This is a genomic window from Actinoplanes sp. URMC 104 (assembly GCF_051386375.1).
Lineage (GTDB): Bacteria > Actinomycetota > Actinomycetes > Mycobacteriales > Micromonosporaceae > Actinoplanes.
This window is the reverse complement of record NZ_JBPQTO010000004.1, coordinates 569,745-583,042: the sequence shown is the minus strand read 5'-3', so window position 1 is coordinate 583,042 and position 13,298 is coordinate 569,745. Positions and strand designations below refer to the sequence as shown.

Sequence of the window (13,298 nt, the reverse complement as noted above, 5' to 3'; positions counted from 1 at the left end):
ACCGCGCCCCAGACACTCCACGGGCGCACCACGAGAGGCACCCGTAAAACTTCATGACCGACATCGAAACCAACGCACCCGCACTCGTACCAGTGACCAACCGCGCGCCGGTCCGCCCGGACAGCCCCACCTTCGCCGAGCTGGGTGTCCGCGCCGAGACCGTGGAAGCGCTGGCCAAGGCCGGCATCACCCACGCCTTCGCCATCCAGGAGTACGCCCTGCCGATCGCGCTGCGGGGCACCGACCTGATCGGCCAGGCGCCGACCGGCACGGGCAAGACCCTCGGCTTCGGCCTGCCGATGCTCGAGCGGGTCGCCGCCCCGTCCGAGGGCGCCGACGGCAAGCCCCAGGCGCTCATCGTCGTCCCCACCCGTGAGCTGGGCCTGCAGGTGGCTCGCGACCTCGCCGCCGCGGGCAGCACCCGCGGCGTCCGGGTTCTGCCGATCTACGGCGGCGTGGCGTACGAGCCGCAGGTCGACGCGCTCAAGAAGGGCGTCGAGATCCTGGTCGGCACGCCCGGCCGCCTGCTCGACCTGGCCAAGCAGAAGCAGCTCAAGCTCGACTCGGTCAAGACGCTCGTGCTCGACGAGGCCGACCGGATGCTCGACCTGGGCTTCCTCGACGACGTCGAGAAGATCCTCGCGATGATCCCCGAGCAGCGGCAGACCATGCTGTTCTCGGCGACCATGCCCGACCCGATCGTCGCGCTCTCCCGGCGCTTCCTGAGCCACCCGGTGACGATCCACGCCGGCCACACCGCCGACAGCGGCCCGTCGCCGCTCACCAAGCAGGTCGTCTACCGCACGCACCCGCTCAACAAGGTCGAGATGGTCGCGCGCATCCTGCAGGCCCGCGGCCGCGGGCTGACGATGATCTTCACGCGGACCAAGCGGGCCGCCGACCGGCTCGCCGAGGACCTCGACTTCCGCGGCTTCGCGGTGGCGGCGGTGCACGGCGACCTGAACCAGGGCGCCCGCGAGCGGGCCCTGCGCGCATTCCGCAGCGGCAAGATCGACGTGCTGGTCGCCACCGACGTCGCGGCCCGTGGGCTGGACGTCTCCGGCGTCACCCACGTGATCAACTACGACTGCCCGGAGGACCCCGAGACGTACACGCACCGCATCGGCCGCACCGGCCGGGCGGGCGCGACCGGCGTCGCGGTGACCTTCGTCGACTGGGAGGACATGCCGCGCTGGGTCCTCATCGACAAGTCGATGGGCCTGAGCATGCCGCAGCCCCCGGAGACGTACCACACGAGCCCGGCGCTCTACAGCGACCTGGACATCCCCGCCGACATCTCCGGCACGCTGCCCACTGCCGACCGCAGCCGGGCGGGCCTGTCCGCCGAGGTCGAGGAGGACCTGGGCGGCGGGCGCCGGCGCCGCGAGAGCGGTGGCGGCGGTCGCGGACGCGGCGGACGGCCGTCGCGCGGCGGCTCGAGCGGCCCCGACAGCGGTGGCGACCGCGGCGCCGAGGGCGAGACCGAGCGGCCCAAGCGGCAGCGGCGCCGGCGGCGGGTCGACGACTCCGACCCGGCGTCCGAGCCGATCGCCGCCTCCGCCCCCGCCGAGGGCGCGGTCGCCGAGGCTCCGGCCGGTGATGCCGGCAGCGAGACCGAGCGTCCCGCCGGGACGAGCCGGACGCGTACCCGTCGCCGGGCGAGCGCTCCCGTGTTCGCCGACGGCGAGGTGGCGTCGACGCTCGATCCGGCGGCCACCGAGGTCGCCTCCCCCTCCGACACCTCCGGCTCCCTGGCCGACGACGCGTCGTCCGACGAGGAATCGGCCGACCGGCCGCGTCGCCGGCGGCGCCGGGGTGGGCGCGGCAGCCGCGGATCCGGCTCGGCCTCCGCCTCGGACGCCGACAGCGCATCGGATGCCGACAGCGCTTCAGATGCCGACACCGCTTCGGACACCGGCAGCCTTTCGGACGCCGGCACCGCTTCGGCACCGGCTGACATGAGCGGCGGCTCCGAAGCCGGCGTCGGCACCACGGCCTGACCCCGTACGGCGAAGCCCCTCGGTCCTCGACGGCCGGGGGGCTTTCCTCTGCCCGCTAGTGGCGGGGCTCGAGACCCAGGGCCGCGCAGGCGTCGCGATACATGCGGACGGCCTCGGCCCGCACCTGACGGCGCTCGGTGAGCCGCTCGGCGAACGGCACCCGCACCGGCACCTCGATGCCGTCGACCACCGCCTTGAACTCCATCGCGTCCGCGTCCAGGCCGGACATGCGGGCCGCGGTCGCGGACGGCATCCCGCCGAGCGCGCGCACGATCAGCACGTTGTCGTCCGCGTGGTCGTCGTTCATGTGCCGGGCGATCTGGTCGACCACCTCGGGCGGGAACGGATCGGTCATCGGCGCCTCCCTGCCGGTCAGGCCCAGCGGCTCTGCAGCTCGCCGAGCACCCCGATGTTGAGCCGGTAGGCCTCGGCGACCTCGGCGATGAACTCGCGCTGCTCGGCGGGCGTCCAGGGCACCGCGTCGAGCAGCCCGCGGTAGTGCTTCTTGAACGCCAGCGGGTCCACACCGGCGAACACGAAGAAGCGGTGGCCGTCGGCGCCGGGCAGCCCGTAGGCCTGGGCGATCGCGGGCCCGAGGTACTGCCCGCCGGACAGGTCACCGATGTAGCGGGTGTACTGGTGCGCGACGAAGCCCGTGGCCGCGCGGTGAGCAACGTCACGCAGACGCGTGCAGTACGTGGTCGTGGCCGGCAGCGCGAACAGGTGATCGGCCCACCTCGGCCCGTACAGGAAACGCAGGTCGGCCTCGAGCGACGGGAGCCGGCGCAGCTCGGGGAAGAGGAACGTGCCCACCACCGGGTCGTCGGCCATCGTGGTGGCGGCCGACTCGAGGGCCTCGTAGATGAACCAGTGCTGCGCGGTCAGGTCGGCGTACGCCTCCCAGGGCAGGTGACCGGCCGCCAGCGCGTCGAGGAAGCCGCTGCGCTGGGCCTCGTCGTGGTCGCCCGCGGTGTTGCGGCGCACGCGGACGGAGAGCCGGTCGGCTCCCGGCGGATCGGCCATCAACGACATCGGCGCGGCACCTCACTTCCCGGCTCATCAGCCTATCTATAGATCAACTAACCGGCCCTCACGGGGCGTGCGCGTTCCGGTGGCCGCGGATCCTACGCCCCGCAAGTTTCCGCGGGGCGCGCGGCAGAATGGACGCATGCCACAACCGCTCGATGAAGCCCTCGCCGAGGTCCGGCAGCTGCTGCTCGGTCCCGGCCTGACCCGCGCCGTCGCGGCCGGGCGCCGCCGGGGCTTCACCCCCTCCGTGACCAGGGCCCAGGTGCGTCCGGTGACGCTCAAGGGCGGCCCGCGCCTGCAGATCGTTACCGACGACGGCGCCCGCCCGTTCACCCGCAACGTGGCTCCCGGCGACGAGGCCGCCGCGGCGGTCGACGAGCTGCTGGCCGAGCCGTTCGGAAACTGGCACATCGAGACCGGCTCGACGACGCTGCAACTGCGAGTGACCAAAAAGGGTGACGCCCAGGTCCACCGCGCCGCCGCCGCGCCCTCCCCTGCCGCGGCCGTCGCCCACGATCGGCAGAAGCAGTGGCTGCTCGACCCGGGCGATCCGCTGTTCAAGGTGATCGGCGGCAACGCGGCGAAGCGGCGCCAGACCGACGCCTTCCTGCGAGCGCTGGCGGCCACGCTGCCCGAGGAGCTGCCGTCGTCGCTGCGGGTGGTCGACCTGGGCTGCGGCAACGCGTACCTGACCTTCGCCGCCTACCGCTACCTGGCCGGGCGGACGGACTCGGTCCGGGTCGTGGGCGTCGACGTGCGCGAGGACCAGCGCGTACGCAACACCGCCGTCGCAGCCGAGCTGGGCTGCGCCGACGACGTGACCTTCGTCGCCGGCACGATCGAGGACGCGGAGCTGCCGTTCTCCCCCGACCTGGTGCTCGCCCTGCACGCCTGCGACACCGCCACCGACCAGGCGCTGGCCCGCGCCGTCGGCTGGCAGGCGAAGTGGACGCTGGCCGCGCCGTGCTGCCACCACGACATCGCCGCCCAGCTCAAGGGGCGGCCCGCGCCCGCCCCGTTCGGCGAGCTGACCCGGCACGCCATCATGCGCGAGCGCTTCGCCGACGTGCTGACCGACTCGTTGCGGGCCGCCCTGCTGCGGCTGAACGGCTACAAGGTCGAGGTGGTCGAGTTCATCGACTCGGCCCACACCCCGCGCAACCTGCTGCTGCGGGCGCGCCGCACCGACACCCCGCCCACCGAGGCGCAGCGAGCCGAGTACGAGTCGCTGACCTCGGAGTGGGGCGTGACTCCCGCCCTGGAGAAGATGCTTCCCTGACCCTCAGCCGACGGTGACGGTCCACGCCGCGGTGTGGACCTCGCCCGCCACCTGGTAGTCGAAGAACATGCGGTAGTCGCCGCTGCTCGGCGCGGTCAGCCAGAACTTGACCTTGCCGTCGACGAGCGTGGCCTCCGGGTGAACGTGCACGTAGGCCAGGTCACCCGCCCGCATGACCACCAGGTGGCCGAACGCGCCCAGATACGGGTCGAGCTTGGCCGTCCTGCCGTCGGCGCCGGTCACGCTCATCAGCAGCGGCTGGGTCGCCTGCGTGCCCGGCGTGCCCTCGTACGACACCGTGAAGCCGTCCGGCCGGTCGGTCCGCCCGGCAGCGGGCAGGGCCCGCGGCGCGTAGTTCCCCGCGACGGTCAGGTCGCCGCCCAGCGTGGTCGCGATCTGCCGGCCGCCGACCACCGCGGTGAAGTCCGCGATCATGCGGTAGATCCCCGGCTCGGCGAGCGTCAGGTCGATCCCCCACGTGCCGTCCGCCGCCATCGTGGGGTGCAGATGCTGGAACCCGGTCAGGTCGCGCCGCACGACGATCAGGTGCAGCGGCTTGTCATGCACGATCGCGTACGTCGTGACCGGCGCCCCGCCCGCACCCGTGACGCGGAAGCTCAGCCGCTGCGGCTTGCCCGCCTCGAAGGTCGCCTTCCCCGGTACGAGCGTGAGCCCGCCCGAGCTGAGCGACAGCCCACCCACCGCCGCGCCCATCGGCATCGCGGCGCCCGACTGGCTGACCGTGCCGTCCGAGTTGTGCGCGTGCGGCTGGTTCTCGTCCATGGCCATGCCCGGCATGCTCGACGTGCCCGCCGCGGGCGGCGCCGAGGCCGCGGCCGTCGAGTTGTTGAGCCGCCCCAGCCCGTACCCGGCGAAGAGCACCACGATCAGCACGGCCCCGAAGGCAGCCAGCCGGAACCCGGCCCGCTCCCCCACCGGGGTCCCGATCCCGATCCCCACGCCAGCCGACTGTCCACCCGCGGGCGCCTGTCCACCCGCGGGCGCCTGTCCACCCACGGGCACCTGCTCACCCGCGGGCACCTGTCCACCCGCGGGCGGCTGCCCACCCGCGGACGGCTGCTCACCGGCGAGCGGCGGCGCACCGGCGGATGACTGACCGCCGGTGGGCGGGTGCCGGTCGGCGCCGCGGTCGACCGGCGCTACCGGGTCGTCAGGCATTCGCGAGCTCGTAGCCGGCCTCGTCGACCGCCGCGCGCACGGCGTCGTCGGCGAGCGGGGCCTCGCTGGTCACGGTGACAGCGCCGGACGCGAGGTCGACCTGCACGTCGGCCACACCGGGCAGCGCGGACAGTTCGCCGGTCACCGCTTGCACGCAGTGCCCGCAGGTCATGCCGGTCACGGTGTAGGTGCTGGTCACAGCCATGGCAGTTGCCTTTCGAAACGAGTGCAGCGACGGACGCGGGCCCCGTCAGGAGCGGACGAGCCGGGCGATCGCATCCGACGCCTCTTTGACCTTGGCGCTGGGATCCCCGGCACGCGCCGCGTCGACGACGCAGTGGGCCAGGTGATCCTCGAGCAGCCCGACCGCGACCGCCTGCAGCGCGCTCTTGGCCGCCGAGATCTGCGTCAGGACGTCGATGCAGTACGTGTCCTCGTCAACCATCCTTTGGAGCCCACGGATCTGCCCCTCGATGCGGCGGAGGCGCCCCAGCAGCGCCGCCTTGTCGCCGGAATACCCATGCGGACCGTGCTGCGGCGTCGACTCGTCGGACATGCCGCCAGCATACCCCCTCCCCGTATCTCCCCAGCCTCGCCCCCGGACAGGGCGCCGGTCAGCCGGCGACGGCCAGGGCCAGCGGCAGCACCCCCTCCGCACCGGCGCGGCGCAGGGCGCGGCCGGCCAGCGTCATCGTCCACCCGGAGTCGACCAGGTCGTCGACGAGCAGCACCGGACCGGACAGGCCGGGAAGCTGGACCGTCACCGCGGGCGGCACCGTGAAGGCGTCGTGCAGCACGCGGACCCGCTGCGCGCTGTTGCCGCGTCCGTCGGACCCGTCGCCGGCGGCCACCTCGACGGTCCCGAGCATCGGCAGCCGGCCGACCTCGGCGATGTGGGCAGCCAGGGTGCTGATCAGCTGCGGATGGCGGCCGGACGGAACGGCGACCACGGCCGCCGGGCGTTTCTGCCAGGCGTCGTCGCCGTGCGCCCAGTCCTTGAGGATCTCGACCACGGCGGCGGCCAGGTCGTCCGGGATCGGCGCGTCCGGCGCCTCGGGGGCGACCAGGCCACGCAGGCGGCTACCCCAGCCCAGGTCGGAGAGCCGCCCCACCGCGCGGCCGGGCTCGATCTGCTCGCTCGGGACGATCTTGCCCTTGAGCCCGACCCCGACCGCCGCCAGCCCGGTGGGCCACATCTTCTTGGGCGCGATCACCACGCCGGGATGGCCCAGGAACCCCTCCGCGGCGGCCAGCGAAGCGGCGGACACGTCGGCGTCGAACAACGGGCCCGCGCAATTGTCGCACCGCCCACAGGGCGCGGCCTCGGGGTCGTCGAGGCACCGGCGCAGGAACTCCATGCGGCACGCGCTCGTCGATGCGTACTCGAGCATGGTCCGCTGCTCGGCGGCGCGCGCCTCGGCGACCCGGCGCAACCGGGCGGCGTCATAGGTCCACGGCTGGCCGGTGGCGAGCCAGCCGCCGCGCGCCCGGCGGACCGCGCCGTCGACGTCGAGCACCTTGAGCATCATCTCGAGCCGGTTGCGGCGCAGGTCGACCAGCGGCTCGAGGGCCTGCGTGGACATCGGCCGGTCGGGCCACAGGTTGGCCAGCACGGAGCGCACCTGTTCCTCGGGCGGGAAGGCCAGCGAGGCGAAGTAGCGCCAGATCGCCGCATCCTCCGCGCCCGGCAACAGCACCACCTCGGCGTGCTCGACGGCGCGACCGGCCCGGCCGACCTGCTGGTAGTAGGCGATCGGCGAGGGCGGCGCGCCCAGATGCACGACGAAACCGAGGTCGGGTTTGTCGAAGCCCATGCCGAGCGCCGACGTCGCCACCAGCGCCTTGATCTTGTTGTCGAGCAGGTCCTGCTCCGCGGCGCGACGGTCGGCGTCCTCGACCTGGCCCGTGTAGGAGGCCACGGGGAAGCCGCGCGACCGCAGGAAGTCGGCCGTCTCGGAGGCGCCGGCGACGGTGAGCGTATAGATGATGCCGGAGCCGGGCAGCCGGTCGAGGTGGTCGGCGAGCCAGGCCAGCCGGTGCGCCGGGTCGGGCAGGTCGAGCACGGCCAGGCGCAGCGAGTCACGGTCGAGCGGGCCGCGCAGCACGAGCGCGTCACCGAGCTGGTCGGCGACGTCGGTGGTCACGCGGGCGTTGGCGGTGGCCGTGGTGGCTAGCACCGGCGTACGCCCCGGAAGCCCGGCCAGAAACGTGCGGAGACGCCGGTAGTCGGGGCGGAAGTCGTGGCCCCAGTCGGAGACGCAGTGCGCCTCGTCGACCACCAGCAGGCCGGTCTCGGCGGCGAGGCCGGGCAGCACGTTGTCGCGGAAGTCGGGGTTGTTCAGCCGTTCGGGGCTGATCAGCAGGACGTCGACCTCGCCCGCACGGATCTCCGCCTCGATCAGCGACCACTCGTCGAGGTTGGCGGAGTTGATCGTGCGGGCCGTGATGCCGGCGCGGGCGGCGGCGTCGACCTGGTTGCGCATCAGGGCCAGCAGCGGCGAAACGATCACCGTCGGACCGGCCGGCGGACCGTCGCCGGTGGCGGTCGCGCCCTCGCGCAGGAGGGCGGTCGCCACGAAGTAGACGGCGGACTTGCCCCAGCCGGTACGTTGCACGCACAGCACGCGCCGCCGGTCGACGGTGAGCGCCTCGATCGCCCGCCACTGATCCTCGCGGAGCACCGCATGGTCACCGGCGAGCCGGCGCAGCACCGCCTCGGCCCGCTCGCGCACGGCGGCCCGGTCGGCCGCGGTTGCCTGCTCGGCTGAACTGGCTGGGGGACGCGTCGTCTCGGTCACCCGGCATGTCTATCAGCCCGGTCCGACAGAACCCGGAGTTATCCACAGGCCCTTCGTCATCCACAGGCGGAAGGAAAGACATCCGGCGCCGTGCCGGCCCGGCGCATCATCGAGCCCACCTCCGCCCCCGAGCCGAAGGAAGTGAGCCGTGGTACTTCATCCCGCATTCCCGTGGTCGGCGCTCCGGCGGGTCCTGCCGGTGCCAGGCTGGGCACATGTCGAAGACGATTGCCGAGAAGCTGCTGATCAAGCCGAACACCACGGTCTGGCTGTCCGACCCGGCTCAGCTGCCGATCCTGACGCCGATGCCCGAGGGCGTCCGTCAGGTGAATGTGCTGGCGGCGGCGAGCGCGGCCGTGCTCTTCGCCGAGGACGCCGCGAGCGTGCGCCGGCAGCTCGACGAGCACCGCGCCGACCTGGCGAAGCCGAGCGCGTTCTGGGTGGCCTATCCCAAGGGCAACAAGGCCGACATCAACCGGGACTCGCTGTGGCCGATCGTCGCCGACTACGACATGCGCCCGTGCGGGCAGGTCGCGATCGACGATCGGTGGTCGGGCCTGCGCTTCCGGGTCAACCGTGAGGGCGAGGGCCGCTTCACCGGCGGCGCGAGCCAGTAACGGTTCACCGGCCGAGGACCGAACCGCCGTTGACGTTGATGATCTGGCCGGTCACCCATCGACCGCCGGGGCCGGCCAGCCAGCGGACGGCCTCGGCGATGTCCTGCGGCTCGCCGGCGCGCTTGAGCAGGGACGCGTCCACCCGGGTCCGATGCCCCTCGGGCGTCATCCGGCCGGTGAAGAACTCGCTGTCGATCACGTAGCCGGGGGCGATCACGTTGGCGGTGATGCCCTGGTCGCCGAGGCTGGTGGCCAGGTCGAGGACGTATCCGTGCAGGGCGGCCTTCGCCGCGGAGTACGGTCCGCCGCCGCCGCGCTGGGCCGCGATCGAACTGGTCAGGATGATGCGGCCGCCGGGCCGGCGCAGCGCGGGCAGCAGCGCCGTGGTCATCAGCACGGCGGTGAGGACGTTCGAGTCGAACGTGGCGTGCCACCGGTCGGCCACGTCCTCGAGGGTCTCGTCGCCGCCGGAGACGAACGCGCCGGCGTTGTTGACCAGCACGTCGAGGGGGCGGTTGCCGACGGCGGCCACCACCGCGGCCACCTGGGCGGGGTCGGAGGCGTCGGCCGTCACGGCGGACGCCTGCGGGCCGATCCAGGCGACCGCCTCGGCCAGCACGTCGGGCCGGCGGCCGACGACGATCACGTCGTAGCCCTCGCCGGCGAGCATGCCCGCCGTCGAGCGGCCGATTCCCGTACCACCGCCGCTGACCACCGCAAGCCTCGACATGCCTTCACCCTATCGACGGGCCGGACCCCGCTGCGCCGGGAGTACGACGTCGTCGCGCGGCTCAGGGGCTGGGGTCTGTGGACGGACGGAGGGTGGCGCTCCGGAGGGGGCGCCAGGCCGCTGCCGCCACGACGGCCATGGCCGCGGCTGCGGTCCAGTACGGGGCGACCAGGCCGTACGCGGTCGCCACCGCGCCCCCGAGGAGGGAGCCGAGCGCGGCGCCGCCCAGGTCGAGGAAGGAGTAGACGCTGGCGACACGGCCGTACATGACGGGCGGGACGTCGCGCTGACGGAGGGTCGTCACGATCACGCCCCAGACGGTGGTGTGGGCGCCGAAGACGACGATCATCGCCGCGGCGGCCACGGGGCTGCGGGTCACGGCGAGGGTGGCGTGCAGGGCGACCTCGACGAGCAGGCCGGTACGCAACAGGAGCGCGGCGCCGACGTGGCGGATCAGTGCGGGGGCGACCAGCGTCCCGAGGAAGCCGCCGGCCGCGAAGGCGACGAGCAGGGCGCCGTACGCGACCTCGTTCAGCCGGAGACGCTCGGCGGCGTAGAGCACGAAGATCGCGAACGCGGCGCTGAACACCACGTTGCCGACCGCCATCGTGAACGCCAGCGTGCGGAGGAGCCGGTGCGCCAGCAGCCAGCGCACGCCCTCGCCGATCTCGGCCCACAGGCTCCGAGACGGCTCGTGCGCGGAAGGGACGCTGCCGGAGGTGGCCGGCGTGGGTGGGGAGATGGAGCGGATGGCCAGCAGGAGGGCGGCTGACAGGGCGAAAGTGGTGGCGTTCAGGGCGAAGGGGGCGGCCGCGGCGGCGATGAAAAGCCAACCGCCGAGGGGCTTCGCGGCGAACTGGTTGAGGAGGTTGAAGTTGGCGTACATCAGCGCGTTGGCCCGGGGCCGCAGCGCGGCGGGGACCAGCGTGGGCACGAAGGCGGCCGAGGCCGTGTCGGCCAGGGTCTCGCCGGTGCCGAGCACGAAGAAGACGGCCAGGATCAGGGGCACCGAGGCGACATCGGAGGCGACCGCGAGGGAGAGTACGGCCAGGGCCGCGGCGCGGAGGATGTTGACGGCCACGACGAGGCGGCGGCGGTCCAGGCGGTCCGCCCAGGCGCCGCTGATGAGGGCGAACAGCAGCCACGGCAGCTGCTGGGCGAACACGGCGCCGGCCACTGCGGCGGGGCTGCCGGTGATCGAGGCGACGAGCAGGGGGCCGGCCACCATGGTGATGCCGTCGCCGAGGTTCGTGACGGCGGAGGCGGTCCAGAGCTTCCAGAAGTCCGCGCCGAGCGGCGCGGCGGAAAGGGCACGCAAAAGGGCTCCTCGAGCGAAGGGAAACGGTCGTCAGCGACCGCCCCGAGGCGAGGAGTGACGTGAAAGTGGGGCCCTAGCGGGCGGTGGCACGTCCTCGCGTCGAGGCGTTGACCGTCACCGAGGTGCGCATGCGATTCCTCCTGTCGGAAGGGAGGCAGAAGGCCTGAGCTTAACGAGCCGGCACGGGCGGCGGGGTGGTGCAGATGCGCCGAATCCCGGCAATCGGGCACGAGCGTCACGGGTTTCCGCGGACCGCTCCGGGCGGCCCGCCCCTCGGGTCACAATCGGCACATGGGGCGGACGGGGCGAAACGGTCAGCTTGGCTCGCTTCGTATCGCCGGGCGCTACCGGCTCGTCGAGAAGCTGGGCACGGGCGGCATGTCCGAGGTGTGGCGCGGCTACGACGAGACGCTCGGCCGTTCCGTGGCGGTCAAGGTGCTCTCGGCGCGGCTCGCGGAGGACCAGCTGTTCCGCGACCGGCTGCGCCAGGAGGCGCTGGCGGCCGCGCGGCTCTGCCACCCGCACATCACGGGGATCTTCGACTTCGGGGAGTTCCCGCTCGACGAGCGGCTGACGGTCCCGTACGTCGTCATGGAGCTCAACGACGGCGAGTCGGTGTCCGCGCGGATCAGGCGGCAGGGGCCTCTGCCGTGGCGCGACGCCGTCACCGTGGCGGTGGAGGTGGCCGCCGCGCTGGCCACCGCGCACGCGCGCGGGGTCGTGCACCGTGATGTCACGCCGGCCAACGTGATGCTCTCCCCGGGCGGCGCCAAGGTCGTGGACTTCGGCATATCGGCGATCGTCGGGCAGCGCGACGCCGCACCCGACGGCAGCCTGCTCGGCACTCCCGCCTACCTGGCGCCGGAACGGCTGGGCGGCTCCCAGGTGTCCGCGGCGACCGACGTCTACGCGCTGGGGCTGCTGCTCTACCGCTCGCTCTGCGGCCGGCTGCCCTGGCCCGCGGACAACACCGCGGAGGCCCTCCGCGCCCACCTGTACGCCGACCCGGAGCCGCTGCCCGCCATCGCGGGGATGCCGCCCGCCGTCGCCGCGCTGTGCCTGCGCTGCCTGACCAAGGACCCGGCGGACCGCCCCGGCGCCGCCGAGGTGGCGCGCGACCTGGCGGCCGTCATCGGGGTGCAGCCGATCATCCCGCCGCTCGTGGAGCGCGCCGACGACGCACCCGAGACGGCTCGCGGCACCGCCGGACCGCCACCCGTGACGCCGCGCCCGCGGGTTGGTCTTACTCGTTCGGTTCTCGCCTATCTCGGCCTGCCGGGCGGCGGCGCCGGCCACCGTCTGCCCGTACGAGTGTTGCGGCTGCGCGCCGCCCTGCGTATCGGCGCAGCGCTGCACCTCCACGCGCCCCGCCCGCTCGGCGGCGGCATGTTCGCGAGCGGGAGTCCGTTCGTCGGCCGATTCATGGGCGAAGGCCGGCTCGCGGACGAAGGGCGGCTCGCGGCGGGAAGAGGGCTCGCGGGCGGAGGGCGGCTCCGAGGCGGCGCACGGATCGCGGGCGCGGGGCGGTTCGCCGGGAAGGTGGGGCGGCACGGGCGGCAACGGGTGCAGGCGGGGATGGTGACGCTTGCGGTGGTGGCGACGGCGGGGGTCGCATGGGCGAGCAGCCGGGAAGCCCCGGACGTGCAGGAGGCGCAGGCGGCCGGGGCCGGAGTAGTGGCGGCCGGGCCGAGTGAGGCATCGCGGTGTGCGGTTCGCTATCTGCTGCGGCGCGACTCGGGGCGGGAGTACGAGGCCCAGCTGACCGTGACCACGACCGAAGGGTTGGCTCGGGGCTCGTGGCGGGCGCAGTTCTCGTATCCGGGGACGCAGAGGCTCACCGGCACGTCGAAGGCGGTTACGCAGAAGGGCCGCAAGGTGACCGCGAAGGGTCACGGTGCATTGAAGTCCTTCACGCTGCGTGGTGAGTACGACGACTACAACCCGTTGCCGTTGGTGTTCACGGTGGACGGTGTGCGGTGCCGCGCCGAGGTGCTGGCGAGCGCCCCGGTGAGCCGCCACGACGACCGGGGCACCCGGGACAACCGCGCCCGCCCGTCGCAGACCGCCGACAGCCCTGGCACGGACGGCGGCACGGCGACGGACACCGACACCGAAGAGATCGCCGCTGCCGAGCCGGAGCCGGAGCGGAAGCGCCCGTCCCGCAAGAGCGGCACCCCGCAGCGCCGAGTCGGTTCACTGGCTCCGAAGCGTCCGGCCCCGACCCCGACCCCGCTGCCGCCGCTCACCGCCCACAAGGGAACGGGCTACTCGCTGGCGATGTGAGCCCGGCGGCAGAAGGCGCGGGACCGCCGGAGAGCGGGCGACCTGAACCGCGCGCCGTGGGGCGG

The 13,298-nt window shown here is 73.5% G+C and carries 12 protein-coding genes; 4 read left to right on the top strand and 8 right to left on the bottom strand.

Annotation, left to right across the window (positions count from 1 at the left end):
* The first annotated feature begins 53 nt into the window (after nucleotides 1-53).
* A complete protein-coding gene (locus tag ACSNN8_RS16495; protein WP_436650085.1) occupies nucleotides 54-2,000 on the top strand; it encodes a DEAD/DEAH box helicase in 1,947 nt (648 codons plus the stop codon).
* A gap of 55 nt (nucleotides 2,001-2,055) precedes the next feature.
* Here the strand turns inward: ACSNN8_RS16495 and ACSNN8_RS16490 are convergent, their stop codons facing one another.
* A complete protein-coding gene (locus tag ACSNN8_RS16490) occupies nucleotides 2,056-2,355 on the bottom strand; it encodes a DUF2470 domain-containing protein (protein WP_436650084.1) in 300 nt (99 codons plus the stop codon).
* Nucleotides 2,356-2,372: 17 nt separating this feature from the next.
* A complete protein-coding gene (locus ACSNN8_RS16485; protein ID WP_436650083.1) occupies nucleotides 2,373-3,032 on the bottom strand; it encodes a heme oxygenase (biliverdin-producing) in 660 nt (219 codons plus the stop codon).
* Nucleotides 3,033-3,168: 136 nt separating this feature from the next.
* On the opposite strand from ACSNN8_RS16485, the gene ACSNN8_RS16480 reads away from it, so the two are divergent.
* Complete coding sequence (locus tag ACSNN8_RS16480) at nucleotides 3,169-4,308, top strand: class I SAM-dependent methyltransferase (protein ID WP_436650082.1); 1,140 nt, start codon at nucleotides 3,169-3,171, stop codon at nucleotides 4,306-4,308.
* Between the two features lie 3 nt (nucleotides 4,309-4,311).
* On the opposite strand, the gene ACSNN8_RS16475 is transcribed toward ACSNN8_RS16480, so the two are convergent.
* The 4 genes from ACSNN8_RS16475 to ACSNN8_RS16460 all read right to left on the bottom strand — a co-directional run bounded on the left by ACSNN8_RS16475 (nucleotide 4,312) and on the right by ACSNN8_RS16460 (nucleotide 8,219).
* Nucleotides 4,312-5,268: a hypothetical protein gene (locus tag ACSNN8_RS16475; RefSeq protein ID WP_436650081.1), complete on the bottom strand. Its 957-nt coding sequence runs from the start codon at nucleotides 5,266-5,268 to the stop codon at nucleotides 4,312-4,314.
* A 211-nt stretch (nucleotides 5,269-5,479) separates the two neighbouring features.
* Entirely contained in the window at nucleotides 5,480-5,692 is a 213-nt protein-coding gene (locus ACSNN8_RS16470) for a heavy-metal-associated domain-containing protein (RefSeq protein WP_436650080.1), read from the bottom strand.
* Nucleotides 5,693-5,737: 45 nt separating this feature from the next.
* On the bottom strand, nucleotides 5,738-6,043 hold the full coding sequence (locus ACSNN8_RS16465; protein ID WP_127499846.1) for a metal-sensitive transcriptional regulator: 306 nt from the start codon (nucleotides 6,041-6,043) through the stop codon (nucleotides 5,738-5,740).
* Between the two features lie 58 nt (nucleotides 6,044-6,101).
* Nucleotides 6,102-8,219, bottom strand: a complete 2,118-nt coding sequence (locus ACSNN8_RS16460; RefSeq protein ID WP_436650738.1) for a DEAD/DEAH box helicase — start codon at nucleotides 8,217-8,219, stop codon at nucleotides 6,102-6,104.
* Between the two features lie 281 nt (nucleotides 8,220-8,500).
* Here ACSNN8_RS16460 and ACSNN8_RS16455 point away from each other — a divergent pair, with 281 nt between their 5' ends.
* The gene (locus ACSNN8_RS16455) at nucleotides 8,501-8,902 is read left to right on the top strand and encodes a hypothetical protein (protein ID WP_436650079.1); all 402 of its coding nucleotides are present in this window, start codon (nucleotides 8,501-8,503) and stop codon (nucleotides 8,900-8,902) included.
* Between the two features lie 4 nt (nucleotides 8,903-8,906).
* On the opposite strand, the gene ACSNN8_RS16450 is transcribed toward ACSNN8_RS16455, so the two are convergent.
* Both ACSNN8_RS16450 and ACSNN8_RS16445 read right to left on the bottom strand, forming a co-directional pair.
* Nucleotides 8,907-9,632 (bottom strand): SDR family NAD(P)-dependent oxidoreductase, encoded by a 726-nt coding sequence (locus ACSNN8_RS16450; RefSeq protein WP_436650078.1) that lies wholly within the window; start codon nucleotides 9,630-9,632, stop codon nucleotides 8,907-8,909.
* 61 nt (nucleotides 9,633-9,693) lie between these two features.
* The gene (locus tag ACSNN8_RS16445; protein ID WP_436650077.1) at nucleotides 9,694-10,950 is read right to left on the bottom strand and encodes an MFS transporter; all 1,257 of its coding nucleotides are present in this window, start codon (nucleotides 10,948-10,950) and stop codon (nucleotides 9,694-9,696) included.
* Nucleotides 10,951-11,241: 291 nt separating this feature from the next.
* On the opposite strand from ACSNN8_RS16445, the gene ACSNN8_RS16440 reads away from it, so the two are divergent.
* Complete coding sequence (locus ACSNN8_RS16440; RefSeq protein ID WP_436650076.1) at nucleotides 11,242-13,233, top strand: serine/threonine-protein kinase; 1,992 nt, start codon at nucleotides 11,242-11,244, stop codon at nucleotides 13,231-13,233.
* Nucleotides 13,234-13,298 lie beyond the last annotated feature (65 nt).

Coding starts and splice junctions, on each gene's coding strand:
- ACSNN8_RS16485 (WP_436650083.1), bottom strand. CDS start 3,032: ATGTCGTTGATGGCCGATCCGCCGGGAGCCGACCGGCTCTCCGTCCGC.
- ACSNN8_RS16465 (WP_127499846.1), bottom strand. CDS start 6,043: ATGTCCGACGAGTCGACGCCGCAGCACGGTCCGCATGGGTATTCCGGC.
- ACSNN8_RS16490 (WP_436650084.1), bottom strand. CDS start 2,355: ATGACCGATCCGTTCCCGCCCGAGGTGGTCGACCAGATCGCCCGGCAC.
- ACSNN8_RS16480 (WP_436650082.1), top strand. CDS start 3,169: ATGCCACAACCGCTCGATGAAGCCCTCGCCGAGGTCCGGCAGCTGCTG.
- ACSNN8_RS16440 (WP_436650076.1), top strand. CDS start 11,242: ATGGGGCGGACGGGGCGAAACGGTCAGCTTGGCTCGCTTCGTATCGCC.
- ACSNN8_RS16470 (WP_436650080.1), bottom strand. CDS start 5,692: ATGGCTGTGACCAGCACCTACACCGTGACCGGCATGACCTGCGGGCAC.
- ACSNN8_RS16450 (WP_436650078.1), bottom strand. CDS start 9,632: ATGTCGAGGCTTGCGGTGGTCAGCGGCGGTGGTACGGGAATCGGCCGC.
- ACSNN8_RS16455 (WP_436650079.1), top strand. CDS start 8,501: ATGTCGAAGACGATTGCCGAGAAGCTGCTGATCAAGCCGAACACCACG.
- ACSNN8_RS16495 (WP_436650085.1), top strand. CDS start 54: ATGACCGACATCGAAACCAACGCACCCGCACTCGTACCAGTGACCAAC.